This is a genomic window from Candidatus Tectomicrobia bacterium, assembly GCA_016192135.1.
In the GTDB taxonomy this organism is placed as follows: domain Bacteria; phylum UBA8248; class UBA8248; order UBA8248; family UBA8248; genus 2-12-FULL-69-37.
The window spans coordinates 18,958-36,387 of sequence record JACPUR010000018.1; the positions used below are offsets into that span (position 1 = coordinate 18,958).

General features: G+C 67.0%; 28 protein-coding genes and 1 pseudogene. 23 read left to right on the top strand and 6 right to left on the bottom strand.

Annotated features, from left to right (window positions below; all coding sequences use genetic code 11):
• The first annotated feature begins 5 nt into the window (after positions 1-5).
• The 7 genes from HYZ11_08255 (at position 6) to HYZ11_08285 (ending at position 2,731) form a co-directional block, all read left to right on the top strand.
• On the top strand, positions 6-737 hold the full coding sequence (locus HYZ11_08255) for a hypothetical protein (GenBank protein ID MBI3127579.1): 732 nt from the start codon (positions 6-8) through the stop codon (positions 735-737).
• Positions 738-1,039: 302 nt separating this feature from the next.
• On the top strand, positions 1,040-1,300 hold the full coding sequence (locus HYZ11_08260) for a hypothetical protein (GenBank protein MBI3127580.1): 261 nt from the start codon (positions 1,040-1,042) through the stop codon (positions 1,298-1,300).
• On the top strand, positions 1,297-1,662 hold the full coding sequence (locus HYZ11_08265) for a hypothetical protein (GenBank protein ID MBI3127581.1): 366 nt from the start codon (positions 1,297-1,299) through the stop codon (positions 1,660-1,662). The genes HYZ11_08260 and HYZ11_08265 overlap by 4 nt, the downstream gene beginning before the upstream one ends.
• Before the next feature lie 126 nt (positions 1,663-1,788).
• Complete coding sequence (locus HYZ11_08270) at positions 1,789-1,962, top strand: hypothetical protein (protein ID MBI3127582.1); 174 nt, start codon at positions 1,789-1,791, stop codon at positions 1,960-1,962.
• Complete coding sequence (locus tag HYZ11_08275; GenBank protein ID MBI3127583.1) at positions 1,949-2,323, top strand: sigma-70 family RNA polymerase sigma factor; 375 nt, start codon at positions 1,949-1,951, stop codon at positions 2,321-2,323. Before HYZ11_08270 ends, HYZ11_08275 begins: the two co-directional genes overlap by 14 nt.
• On the top strand, positions 2,292-2,558 hold the full coding sequence (locus HYZ11_08280; GenBank protein MBI3127584.1) for a hypothetical protein: 267 nt from the start codon (positions 2,292-2,294) through the stop codon (positions 2,556-2,558). The genes HYZ11_08275 and HYZ11_08280 overlap by 32 nt, the downstream gene beginning before the upstream one ends.
• On the top strand, positions 2,555-2,731 hold the full coding sequence (locus tag HYZ11_08285) for a hypothetical protein (GenBank protein ID MBI3127585.1): 177 nt from the start codon (positions 2,555-2,557) through the stop codon (positions 2,729-2,731). The genes HYZ11_08280 and HYZ11_08285 overlap by 4 nt, the downstream gene beginning before the upstream one ends.
• On the opposite strand, the gene HYZ11_08290 is transcribed toward HYZ11_08285, so the two are convergent.
• Complete coding sequence (locus HYZ11_08290) at positions 2,709-2,966, bottom strand: hypothetical protein (protein ID MBI3127586.1); 258 nt, start codon at positions 2,964-2,966, stop codon at positions 2,709-2,711. The two genes, HYZ11_08285 and HYZ11_08290, sit on opposite strands and share 23 nt — an antisense overlap.
• Positions 2,967-3,428: 462 nt before the next feature.
• Here HYZ11_08290 and HYZ11_08295 point away from each other — a divergent pair, with 462 nt between their 5' ends.
• The 7 genes from HYZ11_08295 (at position 3,429) to HYZ11_08325 (ending at position 6,790) form a co-directional block, all read left to right on the top strand.
• Positions 3,429-3,698, top strand: coding sequence for a hypothetical protein (locus HYZ11_08295; GenBank protein MBI3127587.1), 270 nt, complete (start codon positions 3,429-3,431; stop codon positions 3,696-3,698).
• 311 nt (positions 3,699-4,009) lie between these two features.
• On the top strand, positions 4,010-4,393 hold the full coding sequence (locus tag HYZ11_08300; protein MBI3127588.1) for a hypothetical protein: 384 nt from the start codon (positions 4,010-4,012) through the stop codon (positions 4,391-4,393).
• Positions 4,386-4,577: a hypothetical protein gene (locus tag HYZ11_08305; GenBank protein ID MBI3127589.1), complete on the top strand. Its 192-nt coding sequence runs from the start codon at positions 4,386-4,388 to the stop codon at positions 4,575-4,577. Before HYZ11_08300 ends, HYZ11_08305 begins: the two co-directional genes overlap by 8 nt.
• 118 nt (positions 4,578-4,695) lie before the next feature.
• Positions 4,696-4,974, top strand: coding sequence for a hypothetical protein (locus tag HYZ11_08310; protein MBI3127590.1), 279 nt, complete (start codon positions 4,696-4,698; stop codon positions 4,972-4,974).
• Positions 4,956-5,231, top strand: coding sequence for a helix-turn-helix domain-containing protein (locus HYZ11_08315; GenBank protein MBI3127591.1), 276 nt, complete (start codon positions 4,956-4,958; stop codon positions 5,229-5,231). The genes HYZ11_08310 and HYZ11_08315 overlap by 19 nt, the downstream gene beginning before the upstream one ends.
• 35 nt (positions 5,232-5,266) lie before the next feature.
• The gene (locus tag HYZ11_08320) at positions 5,267-5,623 is read left to right on the top strand and encodes a hypothetical protein (GenBank protein ID MBI3127592.1); all 357 of its coding nucleotides are present in this window, start codon (positions 5,267-5,269) and stop codon (positions 5,621-5,623) included.
• 12 nt (positions 5,624-5,635) lie between these two features.
• Entirely contained in the window at positions 5,636-6,790 is a 1,155-nt protein-coding gene (locus HYZ11_08325) for a site-specific integrase (GenBank protein MBI3127593.1), read from the top strand.
• An 84-nt stretch (positions 6,791-6,874) separates the two neighbouring features.
• On the opposite strand, the gene HYZ11_08330 is transcribed toward HYZ11_08325, so the two are convergent.
• Together HYZ11_08330 and HYZ11_08335 are read right to left on the bottom strand one after the other, a co-directional pair.
• Positions 6,875-7,231 (bottom strand): DUF971 domain-containing protein, encoded by a 357-nt coding sequence (locus HYZ11_08330; protein MBI3127594.1) that lies wholly within the window; start codon positions 7,229-7,231, stop codon positions 6,875-6,877.
• A 42-nt stretch (positions 7,232-7,273) separates the two neighbouring features.
• Positions 7,274-7,891: pseudogene (locus HYZ11_08335) on the bottom strand (DsbA family protein).
• Between the two features lie 306 nt (positions 7,892-8,197).
• Here HYZ11_08335 and HYZ11_08340 point away from each other — a divergent pair.
• The 9 genes from HYZ11_08340 (at position 8,198) to HYZ11_08380 (ending at position 14,485) form a co-directional block, all read left to right on the top strand.
• Positions 8,198-9,022, top strand: a complete 825-nt coding sequence (locus HYZ11_08340) for a uroporphyrinogen-III synthase (protein MBI3127595.1) — start codon at positions 8,198-8,200, stop codon at positions 9,020-9,022.
• A gap of 2 nt (positions 9,023-9,024) precedes the next feature.
• Positions 9,025-9,906, top strand: a complete 882-nt coding sequence (gene cobA / locus HYZ11_08345; protein ID MBI3127596.1) for a uroporphyrinogen-III C-methyltransferase — start codon at positions 9,025-9,027, stop codon at positions 9,904-9,906.
• Positions 9,903-11,723, top strand: coding sequence for a nitrite/sulfite reductase (locus tag HYZ11_08350; GenBank protein ID MBI3127597.1), 1,821 nt, complete (start codon positions 9,903-9,905; stop codon positions 11,721-11,723). Before cobA ends, HYZ11_08350 begins: the two co-directional genes overlap by 4 nt.
• Before the next feature lie 38 nt (positions 11,724-11,761).
• Positions 11,762-12,163 (top strand): CbiX/SirB N-terminal domain-containing protein, encoded by a 402-nt coding sequence (locus tag HYZ11_08355; protein MBI3127598.1) that lies wholly within the window; start codon positions 11,762-11,764, stop codon positions 12,161-12,163.
• 166 nt (positions 12,164-12,329) lie between these two features.
• Positions 12,330-12,647: a type II toxin-antitoxin system RelE/ParE family toxin gene (locus HYZ11_08360; protein ID MBI3127599.1), complete on the top strand. Its 318-nt coding sequence runs from the start codon at positions 12,330-12,332 to the stop codon at positions 12,645-12,647.
• A gap of 65 nt (positions 12,648-12,712) precedes the next feature.
• The gene (locus HYZ11_08365) at positions 12,713-12,934 is read left to right on the top strand and encodes a helix-turn-helix domain-containing protein (GenBank protein ID MBI3127600.1); all 222 of its coding nucleotides are present in this window, start codon (positions 12,713-12,715) and stop codon (positions 12,932-12,934) included.
• Between the two features lie 17 nt (positions 12,935-12,951).
• Positions 12,952-13,197 carry a DUF2283 domain-containing protein gene (locus HYZ11_08370; protein ID MBI3127601.1) on the top strand — a complete coding sequence of 82 codons (246 nt, stop codon included), beginning with the start codon at positions 12,952-12,954 and terminating at the stop codon, positions 13,195-13,197.
• 203 nt (positions 13,198-13,400) lie between these two features.
• Positions 13,401-14,225, top strand: a complete 825-nt coding sequence (locus tag HYZ11_08375; protein MBI3127602.1) for a Fic family protein — start codon at positions 13,401-13,403, stop codon at positions 14,223-14,225.
• Complete coding sequence (locus tag HYZ11_08380; GenBank protein MBI3127603.1) at positions 14,222-14,485, top strand: hypothetical protein; 264 nt, start codon at positions 14,222-14,224, stop codon at positions 14,483-14,485. Before HYZ11_08375 ends, HYZ11_08380 begins: the two co-directional genes overlap by 4 nt.
• 38 nt (positions 14,486-14,523) lie before the next feature.
• On the opposite strand, the gene HYZ11_08385 is transcribed toward HYZ11_08380, so the two are convergent.
• The 3 genes from HYZ11_08385 to HYZ11_08395 form a co-directional block, all read right to left on the bottom strand.
• The gene (locus HYZ11_08385; GenBank protein ID MBI3127604.1) at positions 14,524-14,931 is read right to left on the bottom strand and encodes a cupin domain-containing protein; all 408 of its coding nucleotides are present in this window, start codon (positions 14,929-14,931) and stop codon (positions 14,524-14,526) included.
• 210 nt (positions 14,932-15,141) lie between these two features.
• Positions 15,142-16,266 carry a Gfo/Idh/MocA family oxidoreductase gene (locus HYZ11_08390; protein ID MBI3127605.1) on the bottom strand — a complete coding sequence of 375 codons (1,125 nt, stop codon included), beginning with the start codon at positions 16,264-16,266 and terminating at the stop codon, positions 15,142-15,144.
• A 228-nt stretch (positions 16,267-16,494) separates the two neighbouring features.
• Positions 16,495-17,430: an acetamidase/formamidase family protein gene (locus HYZ11_08395; protein ID MBI3127606.1), complete on the bottom strand. Its 936-nt coding sequence runs from the start codon at positions 17,428-17,430 to the stop codon at positions 16,495-16,497.

Below are 17,430 nucleotides of genomic sequence, written 5' to 3' on the forward strand. Positions count from 1 at the left end.
TGAGTATGCGAATTGACCTGGACCGCCCCGATCTGTACTTCCCGATCCTGGAGCTCGAGGACGTCGGCGAGGAGAGGCTCGCCGAGCTGGGCGCTCGCCGGTTCCATGACGCCAGCGGTGAGATCATCATCGATCCGACGAGCCTGGAGCGCTACGGCGCCGGGCGCTGCTTCGAGAGGTTGGGGTCTCCCCTCGAGGCCGCCTTCCGGGCATGGTGCTCGCGGGAGTGCTTGTTCGATCAGATTCGTCGAGAGGTCCCACCGATCGCTGCCGCCTGTCGCGGGGCCAAGGCGGAGGCGAGGCAGTTCGAGGGGCACCTTGTCGTCCCGGTCTCCCAGCTCACGGACCCGCGCGAGGCCCTCGAGATGTATCAGGAGCGGCAACGGATGGAGCTTGACCGCCTCCTCAAGGAGAGGTTCCTGTCCGCCGGCGGGATCCATATGGACCCCAGCGCCGGGCTGTCGATGATCGGCGAGCGAATCGTCGGCTCCATCATGGAAGATGAAGCCCTTCACGGCATCATCCAGCGAATCCTCATCGCAAAAGTGGCCATGCAGTCGCTTCCGGAGGATCGCCCCGCCCGCCAGCCCTCCTACGATCCCGCTTCCCGGTCCACGGAGCGCGAGGCGGCGAGGGCGGCCGTCCGGGAGGCGGAGGCGGCTTACGCGGCGTTCTGGCGGCCCATCCTCGGGCGCTTCCTGGCGGAGCTGACCCGCAGGCCCGCGCCTGTCGCGTAAGAATCGGCTGGCCCCCCGGCCCGCCGGCGGTCCCTTCCTCGGTCGCCGGCGCGGAGGGGTTGGGGTGACCCCGGGGGGGCCGGCTTCTTCCTGCAAATGGAGGGTTGACCATGGCACGGGCAATTTCCGGAGCGGAGCGCGCCCGGGTTGCGTCCGACCCCTTCGCATTGGCGGCCCTGGAACGCGCCCCACTGCCGGACCTCGGGACGCTCCCCGAATTGGCGGATGAGCCGGCCACGGAGTCTCCCAGGCTTGCCGTCCTCTCCCGAGGAATGCGGCGGGCCGTCCGGAGTTCCCAGAGGGTGCCGGTGGTAGGGGACCTCGGCGAGGAAGTGTGTGAGGTCGGTCGTGTCGAGGGCTCGGACGTCAAGTATCCCATCCGGGCCGCGCTGGCCCGCTATAAGGACGGAAGTCTCCGCGTCGGGCTCAACAGGGTCCTCGACTCAGCAAAGGGGCTCGTCAACTTCCGGCTCGGGCGGATGGACGCTGACGAGGCGCTGGGCGTGGCCAAGCTCCTCACCAGGGCCGCCAAGATGATGAAGAGCCGAAGGAGGAAGCGATGAGTTTTGACGCGAGTTCCCATATATCGCGCGCGGAAGGTCAAAACCCATTCGAGCCGACACCCGCCCAGCTCGCGTTCACCGAGGCGGCCTTGGCCGCGGCCAAGGGCGATCCGGTCCCGCTGGTCAACCTCCGCAATGGTGGTTTGGCCCTAAAAGATTGGGCGTCGTGGCTCATCACCGTGCCGGGGTTCCAGGAATCGCTGACCGAGCGCCTCGAGTTGCGGAACGGAAAGCGTGCCGCCGCCTTCGCCCGGGCAGTCACCACCGCCTTCGGCTGCACGCGGAACCAGGGCCGGGGGTTCGCTCAAGCCCTGGGGGCTGGCGACAAGGTTTTCTACGCCATCCCGCGCGCGCTGCTCTAATTTTCTTGACAGAGGGGATCGCGCTTGACTATAGAGCAAAAAGCCTCCCGCCCGGAAGGCATGCAAGATGCACGGTCCGCTCCCGCTCTCTTCGGACGCGATCTTGGCGAGGCAGCCGCGGAGTGGTTGCTCCTCACCATCGTGCTCTTCATCCTCGCCCCCGTCGCGGCTGGCTTCGCCTGGGCCTGGAACCTCGCCGCTCCCTTCCTCTCCCTGCCCCCGCTCCACCCCGCCTGGCTGCTCGCCCTCTTCGGCCTCATCCTCGCATCAAGGGCGGTCGGGCTCCGTGGCAGTCTTTAAGAGCCTGACCCACGCCCTCGCCTGGTACTACGCCGAGCGCCTCCGGGCGGGGGCGCCCTCCGCTCTCCGCTTCGACCCTGACGCGCTTCTCCACCGCTCCCGGCCGGGCCCGCGGGACGAGCACCTCGTCAAGATGTGCGACGTCGCGCAGCTCGTCGAGCAGGAGACGGACTACACCCAGAAGGTGCTTTTCATGTTTTACGGCTTCGACCTGGAGGCCCGCCAGATCGCGGAGGAGCTCAAGAAGACCGAGGCCGGGATTGAGGGCACCATCCAGCGGGCCCGGCGCTCGCTGCGGTACGAGATGGAAATCAGGGGGCTCATTCCGAATGGTGAGCGATGGGGCCGCCACCGGGCCTGATGACCGCTGGCTGGTGGGCTGGAAGGAGATCGCGGCCTACCTGGGCCGGCCCATCGACACGGTGAAGAACTGGGGCCGGGCGGGCAAGCTGCCCGTGTGGAGACCCGTCCCTGGGAGCATGCCCCAGATCCGGGCCTCAACTCTCGATCGGCTCCTGCGGGAGGGGACGGCCACAGCGGAGGCCGCCCCCACCCGCCCCGATCCGCCCCGGGTCGTGGCGCGGCGGGCCCGATGAGCTACTACCTGATCGACGGGCCCCTCCCCATGGCGCCCCTGTCCGAATGGGAGGACTTCCGCCAGCGACTCGAAAAACTGCCATCGGAGAACCCAGAGGTGGCCCAGCAAAAGACGCTCGCCGACGAGATGATCGCCCGGCTCAAGCTCCTTAGGCGCTCGAGCGGACCCTGACAGCGGGTCCAGGAGGCGCACCCGGCTCCGGCGCTGCCCGTCCCTCCAGGGCCTTTTCGATGCGGCGCTGACTCTTGAGGATAGCCGCGAGGATCTCCTCCGAGCGCTCCATTGAGCTCACCATCCGGTTGTATTTGTAGAACCAGCACCAGAACTCCCGCAGGACCAGGAACAGAAGGAAACCCAGGGCAAGGAGAAAGATGACGAGCCCCCAGATGCCACCCGGGCCATTCATGGCGGACCTCCGCTGATGGGGTTGGACCGGCGCATTGAATTATCGGATAGTACCAGGAAACGAGCCTTCGGAAATAGGCTCGGACACAACCCTGGAGGATGATGTCATGCGCGCCCTGATTCTAGGTATGGTCTTAATTCTCTTCCCCGTTGGCGCTTTCGGCGCCTGGGTCAACGCCTGCGAAGATCCGCAATGGCAGAGCACGGCGAGCCAATATTGCAAATGTGTTGGGCGCCAAGTGTGGCACGATTCCGAGGGAATCCGGCGTCTGATGCAGGCTGGCCGGAGCATCCCTCCGGTGGGCAGCGTCATAGGGGTGGCCTGGCGGCCCAAGGGCAGCCTCATCTCCAAGGATGGCCGGACAACGCCACGAAATGCTTTCTACTACATCGTGGACGACGGGCGGCCGGACCCCTTCCTAAAGAATCCTCGTGAATCGGTCTTTGAGGGGGGGGCGCGGCTATGGTGCCGATAGCTCTGATCCTCGCGATCCTCGCCCTGGCGCCCCAGGCGTTTGCCGCGGAGGCCCAGGAGCCCCGCCGGGTAGACCTCTTCGACAAGGACTCCCGCCGGACCGGCCATGCCGTGATCGAGCCGGAGACGGGCCGGGTGGACCTCTACGACGCGAAGAGCCGGCGCCAGGGCTACGGGAAGGTGCAGCCCGGCGGCGGGCTGGAGCTCTTCGACCTCAAGGGAAACCGGCTCCAGGGCGTCCGGCCTTCTCTCAGGTAAGGAATCCAGCCCCCGATTCTGGGGGCTTTCCATCCTCCCCTGCGCCCCGGTTGCGCTTCCCCTCGAAATCCGCCCCTCAGCGCCCCGATCTCCCCAACCCCCTCCCTACCCTCACCCCCTCCCCGCAACCTCGCTCCTGTAAACGCGCGCGTTCGTAATTCGGGGCGTTCCGTGAGGGTCCTGACCCCCGCTTCGCGCAACGTGCCGGCTACTTACCACTACATCCGAGTTCCCCACAAAAATATTTCGTGCACTCCTGATGCTATAATGCTATATTCATAGCATCACACTTCCCCGCCCCCAGAGGGGACATGAAAACCGCGAGCTTCTTCTCCTACGACGGCCCCGGGCGCATCTCGATCGCCCGATGGGCGCCGCGAGGCCAGGGCGGCCTCCCGAAGTACCGCCCCCTGCAGGTATCCGCCGCGATGATGCGGATGGAGCCCGAGCCGTTCCGGCTGGCCTACGCCCGGGACGTGCTCTCGAAGCTCGATCCCCACCAGGTCTGGGACGAGCTCTGCGCCCTGGCCCAACCCCATGAACCCATCCTGCTGTGCTGGGAGAGGCCCCCCATCGTCTGGCCCTCCCACTGGTGCCACCGCCGCGACGTGGCGGAATGGCTCGAGTCGGGGCTCGGGGTCGAAATCCCCGAGATCGCCGCACCTGAGCCGCCGAAGGAGCAGATCCATGCCTGAGACGCTTGCCGACACCCCGCCCGAACGAGAGGAAGGCCCCGTGGCCGAGAAGCAGCTTGCCATTCGAATCCCCGAGGAGCTCCACCGCCGCTTCCGCCTCGAGTGCGTGCGGCGGGGGGTCTCCATGCGGGATGTGCTCGAGGAGGCGATTCGGAAATTCCTGGCCGGAAAACGCGGGCGATGAGCCCCCGGCACGGAGCCGCGGCGCCGCCGGCGCGGTTCCCGGCCGATTCCATCATGCGGTCCGGCGGAAGAGGAGAGCACACATGAGCGTCCAGGTTGACTCGTGTGGAAACAGAGTAGTGGTCGATCCCGTCGTGGATGCCGTCACGGGCTTTTTCGCCGGCCGCGTCCCGAGGAAGAAGCTCGACAAGACCCTGGCCGGCCCCTGCAACGGCCTCGGTAGCGTGCTGGCCCTGCTCAAGCTGGCCGAGTGGGCCGCCCTCCAGTCCGGCGACCAAAAGCTCCTGAATCTGTGTCTCTTCAAGGCGTGTCAGTCGGAGATTTCGGAAGGCGAGGCCGATGTCGTTCTCGCCATGTTCCGGGAAGTGGAGAGTGTTGCATGCCTGAGCGCCTCCTGACTACGGCGGAGGTCGCCGAGAGGATCCAACGCCGGCCCGAGTGGGTCCGGGAACAGGCGAAGCTGCGCCGCATCCCCGCGATCCGGCTGGGACGCCACTACCGGTTCCGCCCGTCGGCGATCGAGGCCTGGCTCAGGGATCAGGAGACCGCGCAGCCGCCAACGAGGACGCAGTTGATTCGGAGGGCCGCGGGGGCCGCCATCGCCGACGTGTACGGCATCCCCCGGGCCCGCCGGCAGAGGAGAAAGAACAGGTGAAAAATCCAAGAGGCAGATGGGCGGAAGCTTTTCTGGTGGAGAGCCCCAGTGAAATCGAGGCCAAGTCCCACTTCGATCGGCTCTACTTCGAGGTCCTGGCGAGAAGAGAAATGGCGGATGAGCTGCGGCGCTCCGCCGAGGAAACATACTTGGCCGCCGTGAATGAAGAGAGCGAGGCGGAGCAGTTTCGAATTGTGGCCCAGATGCTCGGGCCGGTCATGGTGCTTGCGGGGCTGTCGAGCAGCGACCCCACCGCAAATCACCGGCTACAAATGGACATCCGGGGCCGCCTCGCGGAAAGGAAGGGGACTCTGAGCGAGCAGGAAGTGAATGCCCTGGCAGCGGTGGCCTCGGAGGCCCAACGAGTTGCCAAGATGCTTTCGGCCGCCTGAGAGGAGGATTCTATGGGAGTAAAGCTCCGCGAACGGCCCCCCGGCTCCGGTGTCTGGTGGGTCTACGTCAACCACAAGCGCAAGAGATGGTCGAAAAAAGTGGGCGACAAGAAGGCCGCCCAAGAGGTGAAGCGCATCACCGAGGCTCAGCTTGCCCTGGGGCAGTTGCCATCGGGAGGACCCGATCAGATCCCGACCTTCAAGGAGTACGCTCAGGGCTGGGTGGAGAAGTACGGCGAGGTTATTCTGAGGCCGAGTACCCTCGACAATTACCGGCGCCATCTCAAAAACCACATCTACCCGAAGATCGGGGAAATGCCTCTCGACAAGGTTGAGAAGCGCCATGTCCGCGAACTCTTGGTAGAGCTGATGGCGGGCCACAAGAGCAAGAGCGCCCTTACAATACTGGGCCCGCTGCGCCGCATCCTGAGTTCAGCGGAAGAGGACGAGCTCATCAAGAAGAACCCAGCCCGGAACCTGGGAAGGGGAATCAATAAGGGGGAGAAATCAAAAGGGGCCGACCCCTTCACCGAAGATGAGGCGGACAGATTCCTGGCCGCCCTCTTGGAGCACTTCCCAGAGTGGCACCCCTTCTACTTCACGGCCCTCCGTACCGGCGCCCGGGTGGGCGAGATCGCCGGGCTCAAGTGGGAGGACATCGATTTCCGAGCCCGGGCGATCACGATCCGGCGCACCTACAGCAAGCGCCGCCAGGGACCACCCAAAACGGGAGAAGAACGCACCATTGACTTGAGCCAGGAGCTCGGCGTTGTCTTGACAGATCACCTCGAGGCCCAATTGAAAGCGGCCAGAGAAACGGGCAGGACGCCAGGGTGGGTGTTCGCCGATGCCGCCGGCCGACCAGTTGACTACGCGAAAGGCCGGGAGGTCTACGAGAAGGCCCTCAAGAGGGCTGGGGTCCGCTACCGGCCCCAGCACCAGATCCGGCACACCGTCGCATCCGTTCTTCTGAGCAAGGGCGTCCCCGTCCTGGCCGTCTCAAAGCTGCTGGGACATGCCTCCGCAAAGATGACCCTCGACACCTACGGTAAATGGCTGCCCCAGCCAGGCGGGCGAGTCGTGGACCGCCTGGACACCCCTACCGAAACAACCGAACGCGACCCAGACGCAACCAACCTCGAAAAAGTGCCGTCCCTAGCCACCTGATCCCCTTCCAGACCGAAAGGAGAAGGAGGCTGCTCGCTCAGGTGGGGCAGGCGGCGGGGCCGGCCTGGGGGGCGCGTTCGTCCTTCATCGGGATTTCTCCTCGGCCTCTAGGGATTCGCGGGCGCGGGCGGGGTCGATCTCGTACAAGTAGTCGAAGGAGTAGATGCCCATCTTGCAGCCGCCCCGCCAGGAGAACTGGATGGCGTAGCGGCCCACCATCTGGGCGTCGTCGAGCTGGGCGGGGCCGGTGGGCCCGGTGATGACCGCGAGCGGGTTGCGCTCGCGCTCGGCGCGCTTCTCGCGGCAGTTGGCGCAGGGGCACATGGCCATCAGGTAGTCGAAGCCGAAGACGGACTTCCGCCCGCCGGCCCACTCGACCCGGAACTCGCGGCCGGCCTTGTCCACCGTCAGATCGACGGGCTTAGGGTATTCCTCGGGCATTTCCTGCCACCTTCCTTCCCGCAGTCTGCTCTTGGCGGCGGCCTACTTCTGCCCGGTGTACTTGGCGTACTTCTTCCGGGACTCCTCGGCCAGCCGGGCCGAGACGGGGGTCTTGATCTCGAGGAGGTAGGGCCGCTCGGCCGAGGTGGCGCGGACGGCGTCGAAGAGGCCCTCGTCGTCCTTCCCCTCCCAGTCCCCCGCCTCGAGCTTCACGAAGGCCGGCTTCCCGCCGCCGAAGTAGAGGGTGGGGACGCCGAAGACGCCCTCGGCCGCCGCCTCCTCGTGGTCCTGGGCGATGAGCGGGATGGCCGCCCCGCTCTTCATGTCCTCCTCCCAGCGGGCCACGTCGAGACCCACCTCGGCGGCGATGTCGCGGAGGATGAGCTGGTTCGTGATGTCCTTCTTGTCCACGTGCTTGGCGCGGTGGAGGGCCAGGTGGTAGCGGGCGAACGCGTCCTCCCCCTGGAGCCCGGCGCACTTGGCCGCCTCGTGGGAGGGGATGTCGCGGCTGGGGAAGGTCTTGTCCTCCCACGCCTTCCACTCGGGGCCGCGCGCCTCGGCGAAGTTCATCTGCTCGAGGACGAACGCCTTGTAGGTCACCTTCAGGTCCTTGCGCTTCCTCTCAAGACGGGTGAGCCACTCCGTGGCCCGGTAGGCGTAGGGTCAAACGTAGCAGTTCCACATGGTCACGTTCATCGCGCGCTCCTTTCGGGGGATGGCCCGCCCTGGATGCCCTTCCATTATGGCACAGGGGGATTTTTGCCCCAAGCTAAGGTAAAGGCCGCAAAGGTTACAGAATCACTCATGTAATTTTTCGTTAATATCACCTGCCTATATTGACAAATGCCCGAAAGGCTGGCATATTTTACCAGTATTTAAAAGCGAGTTAGTTTTAATTGAGCGGAATCATCTAAATTCATTCTATATCAATCGGTTGCAGCGGCCCATCCTAGCCCCGGAGCGGACATGGGCATCCTCGCAGGGAAGACCGTGGTCATCACCGGCCAGCGCCGCGGCGCGGAGATGGCCGAGATGGTCCGCCGCCTGGGCGGGGAGCCCCGCCTCGTCCCGACCGTCAACCTGCGGTTCGAGGAGGCGAAGGAAGAGGCCGGGCGCCTCGCCCGCCTGGTGCTGGAGGGAGTGGACGCCGCCGTCTTCTACACCGGGGTGGGCGCGAGGGCCGTGGCCGCCGCCTCGGATCGGCTGGGCCGAAAGGAAGCCTTCCTGGACGCCCTGCGGAAGGCCTGGGTCCTCTCCCGGGGCCGGAAAGCCCTCCGCGCCCTGCGCGAGATCGGCCGCCCCCCCGACGCGGAAGCCGAGCCCGGCACCACCGAGGGCGTGATCGAAGCCCTCGCGGGCAGGGACTTGGACGGCCGCCGCGTCTGGGTCCAGACCCCCGGCGCCCTGCCCCGGGGCCTGGGCGAATACGTCGAGGCGCGCGGGGGCCGCCTGCTGCACGGCTCGCCCTATCGCTTCTTGCCCCCCGAGGACCCGGCCGCCCTCCAGTCCCTCATCGAGGATCTGGCCGCCGGCCGGCCCGACGCCGCCACGTTCACCAGCCCTCCCGCCGTCCACAACCTCTTCCTCGCGGCGGACGACGCCGGCTGCGCCGAGGCGCTCGCCGAGGCGCTGGGAAGGAAGATCCTCACCGCGTCCATCGGCCCGGTCACCTCCGCCGCGCTCCGGGAGCACGGCGTGGAGCCGGGCGTCGAGTCGCCCACCCAGCGGATGGGCGATCTCCTCCACCAGGCCGCCGGCGCCCTGAGCGCCGCCCCAGCGAGGCCAAGCTGAACATGCCCAGAGACCTCTCCTTCTCCCCGGAGCCCTCCCTCGGGAAAGTCGCCATCGTCGGCGCGGGCCCGGGGGACCCCGACCTGCTCACCCTCCGCGCCGCCCGGCTCATCGGCCAGGCGGGGGCGGTGGTGCACGATCGCCTTCTCTCCCCGGAAATCCTCGATCTCTGCTCCGATGACTGCCGCGTGATCTACGCGGGGAAGTCGCCGGGGTGCCACGCCCTCCGCCAGGAGGAGATCAACGATCTCCTCGTCTCGCTGGCCCGGGAGGGGCTCGACGTGGTGCGCCTGAAGGGGGGCGACCCCTTCGTCTTCGGCCGCGGGGGCGAGGAGGCCGAAGCCCTGGCCGCCGCGGGGATTCCCTATGAGGTCGTGCCGGGCGTCACCTCCGCCGTCGCGGCCCCGGCCTTCGCGGGCATCCCGGTCACCCACCGGGGGCTCGCCGCCTCGGTCACTTTCGTCACCGCCCACGAGGACCCGGCCAAGGAATCGGGCCAGGTGGACTACGCCCACCTGGCCCGCGCCAAGGGCACCCTCGTCTTCCTGATGGGGGCGCGCGCCGTGGGCCGCATCGCCCGGAGCCTCCTCTCGAATGGCATGGCGGCCGCGACGCCCGTGGCCATCGTCGAGAACGGCTCGACCCCCCGCCAGCGCACCCTCCGCTGCCGCCTCGGGGAGGCGGCCCGCCTCGCCGAGCGCGAGGAGGTGGCCTCGCCCGCCGTGGTGGTGGTGGGGGAGGTGGCCGCCCTGGCCGATTCCCTCGCCTGGTTCCAGCCCGAGGCCGCCGCCGATATGCCCTGGTGCCGGCCCGTCCCCGATCCCGAAACCGCTGCCGGCCGCGCCTCCGTGGCGCGGCCCGAAACCCACGTGAGGACGCCATGAATCCCGTGAACACGCCCGCCGCGCCCGCCGAGACGAAGAAGCTGGGGGTCATCCCCGTCCTCCCCGAGGAGTTCGACGACTTCGAGACCGAGGCCACCCGCTTCCGCAAGGGGGAGATCAAGGATTCGGAGTTCACCCAGTACCGCCTGCGCCGCGGCATCTACGGCCAGCGCCAGGCCGATGCCCAGATGGTCCGGGTCAAGATTCCCTTCGGCGGCCTGACGGCGGACCAGCTCGACGCCCTCGGCCGCGTCGCCCGCGACTATGCCCCGCTCGGGAAGGGCCACGTCACCACGCGGGAAAACGTGCAGTTCCACTTCGTCCCGCTGGACCAAGCGACGGAGGTCATGCGCCTGCTCGGCGAAAGCGGTCTCACCACCCGCGAGGCCTGCGGCAACACCGTGCGGAACGTGACGGGCTGCCCCTTCGCGGGGGTGTGCCCGGACCAGGTCTTCGACACCACCCCCTACGCCGGGGCCTTCGCCCGCTATTTCGTGCGGAAGCCCCTCATCCAGTCGCTCCCGCGCAAGTTCAAGGTGGCCTTCTCGAGCTGCGCCTCGGACTGCGTCATCGCCGGCATCCACGACATCGGCTTCATCCCCGTCGTCCATTCCCAGGACGGCAAGGAGGTCCAGGGATTCCGGATGCTCGTGGGGGGCGGGCTCGCCACCATGCCCAAGGTGGCGCAGGAGCTCTACTCCTTCGTCCCCGTCTCGGACTACCTGCGGGTGAGCGAGGCCATCCTCCGGGTGTTCAACGCCACCCAGGAGCTGCGCAAGAGCAAGTTCAAGGCGCGGCTCAAGTTCCTGGTGGACTGGATCGGCATCGACGGCCTGCGCGAGCGGGTGGAGGAGGAGCTGCGCCAGGAGTGGGCCCAGAAGCCCATCGACCCCGCGCCCTACCTCTGGGAGGACGACGAGGAGGCCGACGTCCCGCCCCTGCTCCCGATGTCGAAGTCGAACGGGAACGGCGGCGCCGATCTCTCGGCGGCCGAGCGCGCCGGCTTCGAGGCGTGGCGCGCGGCCAGCGTGAGGGCCCAGCGCCAGGCCGGCTACTTCGCCGCCGAGATCCAGCTCCCCCTCGGGGACATCACGGCGGATCAGTTCTTCGCCCTGGCCGGGCTCTCGCGCCGCCACGCGCGCGGGCGCGCCCGCACGAGCTTCCAGCAGAACATCGTCCTGCGCTGGGTGCGCGAGGCGGACCTCCCCGCCCTCTGGCGCGGCCTCCGCGAGATCGGGCTGGCCGAGGCCGGGGCCGGCACCATCGCCGACGTCGTCTCCTGCCCGGGCACGGATTCCTGCAAGCTGGGCATCACCTCCTCGATGGGGCTCGGCAAGGCGCTCCGCGAGGCGCTCGGGACGCTCGAGGCGAGCCGCGACCCCCTCGTCCGCAGGCTCCACATCAAGATGAGCGGGTGCCCCAACTCCTGCGGCCAGCACCACATCGCCGACATCGGCTTCCACGGCGGCACCTTGAAGTCCGAGGGCAAGCAGCTCCCCGCCTACGAGGTCTTCCTGGGCGGCCAGTACATGGGGACGGGGGGGCGCACGAAGATTGGGGACCGGCTGCGCGTCCGCATCCCCGCCAAGCGGGTGCCCGAGGCCCTGGCGCGCATCCTGGACACCTACACCGGGAGCCGGCGGGAGGAAGAGGAGTTCGGCGCCTTCTACCGCCGGGCGGGCGCCGCGCCCTTCGAGGAGGCGCTCAAGGACCTGAACCAGCCCGGCACCTTCAACGACGCGCCCGATCTCTTCGTGGACTGGAGCCGGGACGCGGTCTACAAGCTCGAGCGTGGAGAAGGCGAGTGCATGGCGTAATTGAGCGGGATATCGCAGCGCCGCCGGGAGAACGCCGGATGAACCCATCCGAGCCCAGGCTCGCCGTCCTCCTCCTGGGCCACGGGAGCAAGGCCGAGGGGGCGAACGAGGCCATGCACCGGGTCGAGGCCGACCTCCGGGCCCAGCACCCGGGGTGGATCGTCGCCTCCGCCTTCCTGGAGATCAACCATCCCTCCATCCCCGAGGGCATCGACCTCTGCGCCCGGCGGGGGGCGGAGCGCATCATCCTCCTCCCCTACTTCCTGCATCTCGGGAACCACGTCGCCCAGGACCTCCCCCGCCTCATGGCCGAGGGCCAGGCCCGCCACCCCGGCCTCGAGATCACCCTGGGGCCTCACCTCGGCTACCACCCCAAGCTCGCCGAGATCGCCGAGGAGCGGCTGCGGGAGGCGATGGAGGGGGTCCACGCCAAGAGGTAGGGGCCATTTCACGCCGTAGGGGCGTGTGGCATACGCCCCGGCCCAAGCCTGCCATTCATCCCTAGGGGCGGGTTTCAAACCCGCCCCTGCATAACCACCACGGGCCGCGCGAGCGGCCTTTTCTTTTGGGCCTTGCGGCCTATCCGCCAATGGCGTATGCTGACACATGCGCTTCATCGAGACGCCGGTCTTCACGAAGATCATCCTCGATCTCATGGACGACGAGGATTACCGTCGGCTCCAATTGGCCTTGCTATTCAGGCCCGAGCAGGGCGCCCTCATCCGGGGCGGCGGCGGGCTCCGGAAGATCCGGTGGGGCGCGCGGGACGAAGGAAAGCGGGGCGGGGCTCGCGTCATCTATTTCTGGCACAAAGGGGAGGAGACGATTTACATGCTCCTCGCCTACTCGAAGCGCGACCAGGAAGACCTGACGCCCGCTCAACTAAAAATCCTGAGCCGCCTGGTGCGGGAGGAGTTCAAGTGAGGACCCAGGAGTTCAACCAACTGGTCAAGAGCGTCAAGCAGGCGGGGAAAATCCGGCGCGGCAAGATGAAGGCCGGGCGCACCTTCTCCTTCCGGCCCGCCGACGTGAAGGCCATCCGGACCGGGCTCAAGAAATCCCAGGCTGAGTTCGCCCTGATGATCGGGGTGAGCGTCGCGACGCTCCAGAACTGGGAGCAGGGCCGCCGCCAGCCCGAGGGCCCGGCCCGCGCCCTCCTCAAGGTGGCGGCGGAGAACCCCAAGGCGGTCGAGCGGGCGCTGAGCGCGTAGGCTGGCGGAGAGGTCGAATGGCGGCGAGCCTGAAGTTCACATACGACCGCGACGCCGACATCCTCCACATCGACAAGCACTCCCCATACGCGGCGCAGGAGTCGGAGGAGCTGGGGGACGAGATCGTCGCGCGCCTCAACCCCGAGGCGGGCGAGGTCGAGAACCTCGAAATCCTCTTCTTCTCGACGCGGCTCCTGCGCAAGGACGCCTTCGAGCTCCCCGTCGCGGCCGACCTCCGGCTGCCGGGAAAGGACGGGGGCTGAAAAGGGTTCCACCCAGTGTCATTCCGAGCGCAGCGAGAAATCTTCGCGCCTCGCTACGCGCGTAGATTCTTCACTCCATTGCGCTCCGTTCAGAATGACGTCTTTTCCCTTAGTAACTTGGCCGCACGGGCGGCCTTTTCTTTTTTCTACACAACATGAAACAATGAAAAAACGATAAAGGTTCTGTCGTGGGAGCCGAACACATGGAATTACTATTAGCTTTCCTGATGGGAGTCACCTCATCTGCTGTTGTTGCCTACGTCGTCTATCGCAAACAGCGCCGTGAGTCACTCCAGGCGGAGGCTGCACTTCTTCAACGTCTTGCCGAACACGGTGAAGTCCTAGGCTTCGCGGCAGCTACTTCCCTACAAGCGGTAGGGTCTACCGAAAGACTGGAGCGCGACGTCTCCATTCTTCGTCGTCAAGTAACGACTGCTCTCGATTCGGGCGAGACGGTGCGGCGCGATCATGTCGATCTGGCGCGAGGCCTGCTTGCAAGTAATTTTTCGCTGGACGAACGTACACTCAAAGAGCTTCATAGCTTGCTACTGGGACGAGAACTTGACTACGCAGGGCAATTTCGTGACATCCTCGTAAGGGTTGGTGGATCGTCGCTAGAAACTGACGGCCTCGCATCTGTGCCTGAGCCAGATCAGGTACGGCAGCAACTTGCCGCGGTACTAGAAGCTTGGGCACAGGCAGTTATGGTGGCATCTGCTTTGCCGCCCAAGGAACGCCTCGATCACATTTTGCGTTTCCATATCGGATTACTACAGGTACATCCATTTTTTGACGGCAATGGACTTCTCGCTCGCGTACTTTTAGCAGTCCACACGGAAGAACATCTGGGCATTAGAGTCATGCTTCCAAGGCGTGACGCCGCCTATTTCCGCGCCTTACGTCAAGCCAGCCAAGGAAATTATGATGATCTCCTTCGTTACGTAAAAATAAAAATGGACGACGCGGTCCAACATCGGCTCCCAGCGGACGGAGCGCCGAGCGACCGCGCGGGAAAGGAGGCGTCATGAAGCGTAAAGGCCGCGCCCGGGCGGACGACCTGCGGGCCGAGTACGCGTTCGACTACGCCAAGGCGGTGCGCGGGAAGTACCACCGCCGCCTGCTGCGGGAAGGGGCGAACGTGGCCGTGCTGGAACCGGACGCGGCGGAGAAATTCCGCGATTCCGCCGCTGTCAACGACGCCCTGCGGTCGCTGCTTCAGGTGTCCGATTCGACCCGCCGCCTGACCGCGCGCCCCAAGCGAAAGGCGCGCAAGACGGATGCCGCTTAGCCAGCAGGGGCGGGTTTGAAACCCGCCCCTACATTTTCTCAATCCCCTACCCCTTCCCCCCCCGGATACCGCTTCTCGGCCTCCTCGGCCCCCGCGGCGAGGTTGTAGTCCTGGTCGAGGTTGCCGTCCCCGGCGGGGAACTTGACGGTGAAGAAGGTGGCCCCGCCCTCGAGGGCGCGGCTGCGGTGGTGGGTGAAGCGGGGGATGTGGATGAGGTCGCCGGGCCCGACGATCTTCTCCTCGCCGCCCAGGATGTAGTGGAGTCTGCCTTCCAGGATGAGGGTGAACTGCTCCTCGTTCGGGTGCATGTGGAGCGGGGGGCCCTCCCCGGCGGGCTTGGTGACGACCCCCGCCTTCATGAACTCCCCGGTCACGGTCTTGGCGGTGATGGCGGGGTTCACGTTGCTGTGCTTCTCCTTCATCCCGGCGATCTCGTAGAAGGGCACCGCGGGTCTCCTCTGCCGGCGGGGGTCAGGGATCAGATTCGGGCCTTGACGCTTCCGTAGGGGCGATGCTTGTCATCGCCCGCCTTGGAAGGGCGCCGCCCGGGGCGAACACGAGGTTCGCCCCTACGGACCCTCACCCCAACCCTCTCCCATGGGGAGAGGGAGCAAGGCGCCACCCCTCCCGAGACAACGCCTATTGAACCTCCCCCCCTAGTTCAAATCCTCGAACGTGGCCGCGTCGGGGGGCAGGGCCACCGCCTTGCCGCGCCGGGCCGAGAGGTCCATCGCCTTGGTGAGGACGAGGTTGCGGTGGCCCTCCGCGGCGGTGGCGTGGGGGGTGTCGAGGCCGGTGTGGACCCGGGCGAACCAGGCGTTCGTCTCCTCGCGCATGGGGCCCCAGAGCTGGCCCAGGGCGATGTCCCCGGGCGGGTAGCTGGTCAGGAAGTCCACGTTGCGCTTCACCTCGGGGCTGTAGCCCGCGGGCTGGCCCTTCTCGGAGGCGAGCACCAAGTCGCGGTGGGTGTCGTCGATGGTGAGGACGCCCTCGGTGCCCACGATGCCGATCTCGAGGCTGTAGACCGAGCCCGGCCACACGACCGGGAGCGCCCAGTTGATGGACATGCTCCAGATGGTGCCGTCTTCGAACGTGAAGAGGCCGAAGGTGGCGTCCTTGGTGCCGCAGGAGACGCCGATGGCCTTGTCCACCGAGCGGGCGTAGATCTCGACGGGCTTCTTGCCCTCGAGGAGCCACATGCAGATGTCGAGGCTGTGGGTGCCCGAGACCACCATGGGGGTGAGGACGGAGCGGTTCTCGGTCTTGGCCACGGTGGCGATGGGGACGAGGCGGTTCATGAAGGCGCGGGTGGTGACCGAGGTCACGTCGCCCAGCTGGCCGGTGCGCACCCTCTCCTTCGCCACGAGGAAGCGGCGGCGGAAGCGCTGGGTGTAGCCCACCACGGCGTCGATCCCGGCGTCCTGGATGGCCTTGAGCACCCGGGCCGAGTCCTTCACGTTCGTGGCGAGGGGCTTCTCGATCATCATCTGGTGCCCGCGCTCGACGGAGGCGAGGATGGGGCCGACGTGCTCGTTCTCCTCGGTGGCGATGATGGAGGCGTTCACCTCGGGCCGGGCGAGGAGCTCCTTGTAGTCCTTGGTGAAGAAGTCGGCCTTCACGTCCTCGGCCAGCCTGCGGCCCGCCTTCTCGTCGATGTCGCAGAGCCCCAGCCACTCGACGCCGGGGTAGTCCCGGGCGAACTCCCCCCGGATGCGGCCCACCTTGCCGCAGCCGACCATGGCCAGGCCGATGGGCTTTTTTCCATTCCTTTGCGCGCTCATCCGATGCTCCCTATCGATGAATTCCGACCTTCCGAAAGAAAATCGTCAAGCCCGTCATGCGGGAGGAACCGTAGGGGCAGGCCCCCGTGCCTGCCCCCCGCCGGGGCGGCCACAGTGGGCCGCCCCTACAGATTCCAAAAGCAGATTCTTCGCGGAGTTTACCCTGAGCGCAAGCGCAGGGCTCAGAATGACGGCCTTTCGCCGTCCCGGTATCGCTCTCCTCTCCCCCTACCCCACCACCGCCTTGGGCAGCATGGCGTGGACGCCCTTGTACCCGTTCACGATCTGGGTCACCCGCAGGTCCACCGCGAGGCTGCAGAGCGTGTAGGCGTCGTCCCGGCCCATGCCCCTGAGCTCCCCGAGGAAGCTGATCGTCTCCCGGAGCGCCATCTTGGCCGCGTTGTCGAGGATGGGGTCGAAGCCCATGAGGATGTGGTGCGTGGGCGTCTCGGCACGGGGAGATTTCAGCTTCAGGTCCTTGCGGAGGCGGACCTCGAAGGTGCCCATCAGGCCCGTCTCGACCGCCGTGAGGCAGCATTCGCCGTCCCCCTGGCAGCCGTGGCCGTCTCCGACCGAGAGCCGCGCGCCCTCGTTGAAGACCGGGAGATAGAGCACCGTCCCGGCCACCAGCTCCTTGTTGTCGAGGTTCCCGCCCCAGGCCCCGGGGGGCATGGAGGGGACCTGCCCCATCGCGGGGAGGGGCGCCACCCCGATGTTCCCGAAGAAGGGGGCGAGCGGCACGTTCACCCCCGCGCCCCAACCGCAGGTGCGCCGCCCGAGGTCGATGTCCACGATGCGCTTGACGGTGTAGGGGAAGTCGGCCGGCAGGCCTCCGGCCAGGGGGTGGAACTGGTTGTAGCCCCAGTCGTAACGCGGCTGGATGTCCTTGATTCGGATCTCCAGCGCGTCCCCGGGACGGGCGCCCCGCACGGCCACCGGCCCCGTCATCATGTGGGGGCCCGGGCCCTGCGGGATCTTCTCCAGGATGGCGCGCAGGGCCTCCGAGGCGCGGCTCCCCACCTTCTCCACGTGCTCCTTGCGCCCGGACTCGGTGCCCACGACCAAGGTGTCGCCCGAGTCGATGGTCATGAGGGGCGGGAGCCCGGCGTCGTAGTAGCCCCAGTGGACGGTGTCGGGTCCGGCGATCAGTTCGTGGCGCGCCAT

Coding starts and splice junctions, on each gene's coding strand:
- HYZ11_08390 (MBI3127605.1), bottom strand. CDS start 16,266: ATGAGCGCGCAAAGGAATGGAAAAAAGCCCATCGGCCTGGCCATGGTC.
- HYZ11_08300 (MBI3127588.1), top strand. CDS start 4,010: ATGAAAACCGCGAGCTTCTTCTCCTACGACGGCCCCGGGCGCATCTCG.
- HYZ11_08365 (MBI3127600.1), top strand. CDS start 12,713: ATGAAGGCCGGGCGCACCTTCTCCTTCCGGCCCGCCGACGTGAAGGCC.
- HYZ11_08355 (MBI3127598.1), top strand. CDS start 11,762: ATGAACCCATCCGAGCCCAGGCTCGCCGTCCTCCTCCTGGGCCACGGG.
- HYZ11_08255 (MBI3127579.1), top strand. CDS start 6: ATGCGAATTGACCTGGACCGCCCCGATCTGTACTTCCCGATCCTGGAG.
- HYZ11_08325 (MBI3127593.1), top strand. CDS start 5,636: ATGGGAGTAAAGCTCCGCGAACGGCCCCCCGGCTCCGGTGTCTGGTGG.
- HYZ11_08290 (MBI3127586.1), bottom strand. CDS start 2,966: ATGAATGGCCCGGGTGGCATCTGGGGGCTCGTCATCTTTCTCCTTGCC.
- cobA (MBI3127596.1), top strand. CDS start 9,025: ATGCCCAGAGACCTCTCCTTCTCCCCGGAGCCCTCCCTCGGGAAAGTC.
- HYZ11_08305 (MBI3127589.1), top strand. CDS start 4,386: ATGCCTGAGACGCTTGCCGACACCCCGCCCGAACGAGAGGAAGGCCCC.
- HYZ11_08265 (MBI3127581.1), top strand. CDS start 1,297: ATGAGTTTTGACGCGAGTTCCCATATATCGCGCGCGGAAGGTCAAAAC.
- HYZ11_08285 (MBI3127585.1), top strand. CDS start 2,555: ATGAGCTACTACCTGATCGACGGGCCCCTCCCCATGGCGCCCCTGTCC.
- HYZ11_08280 (MBI3127584.1), top strand. CDS start 2,292: ATGGTGAGCGATGGGGCCGCCACCGGGCCTGATGACCGCTGGCTGGTG.
- HYZ11_08370 (MBI3127601.1), top strand. CDS start 12,952: ATGGCGGCGAGCCTGAAGTTCACATACGACCGCGACGCCGACATCCTC.
- HYZ11_08360 (MBI3127599.1), top strand. CDS start 12,330: ATGCGCTTCATCGAGACGCCGGTCTTCACGAAGATCATCCTCGATCTC.
- HYZ11_08295 (MBI3127587.1), top strand. CDS start 3,429: ATGGTGCCGATAGCTCTGATCCTCGCGATCCTCGCCCTGGCGCCCCAG.
- HYZ11_08380 (MBI3127603.1), top strand. CDS start 14,222: ATGAAGCGTAAAGGCCGCGCCCGGGCGGACGACCTGCGGGCCGAGTAC.
- HYZ11_08395 (MBI3127606.1), bottom strand. CDS start 17,430: ATGGCGCGCCACGAACTGATCGCCGGACCCGACACCGTCCACTGGGGC.
- HYZ11_08340 (MBI3127595.1), top strand. CDS start 8,198: ATGGGCATCCTCGCAGGGAAGACCGTGGTCATCACCGGCCAGCGCCGC.
- HYZ11_08350 (MBI3127597.1), top strand. CDS start 9,903: ATGAATCCCGTGAACACGCCCGCCGCGCCCGCCGAGACGAAGAAGCTG.
- HYZ11_08330 (MBI3127594.1), bottom strand. CDS start 7,231: ATGCCCGAGGAATACCCTAAGCCCGTCGATCTGACGGTGGACAAGGCC.
- HYZ11_08315 (MBI3127591.1), top strand. CDS start 4,956: ATGCCTGAGCGCCTCCTGACTACGGCGGAGGTCGCCGAGAGGATCCAA.
- HYZ11_08375 (MBI3127602.1), top strand. CDS start 13,401: ATGGAATTACTATTAGCTTTCCTGATGGGAGTCACCTCATCTGCTGTT.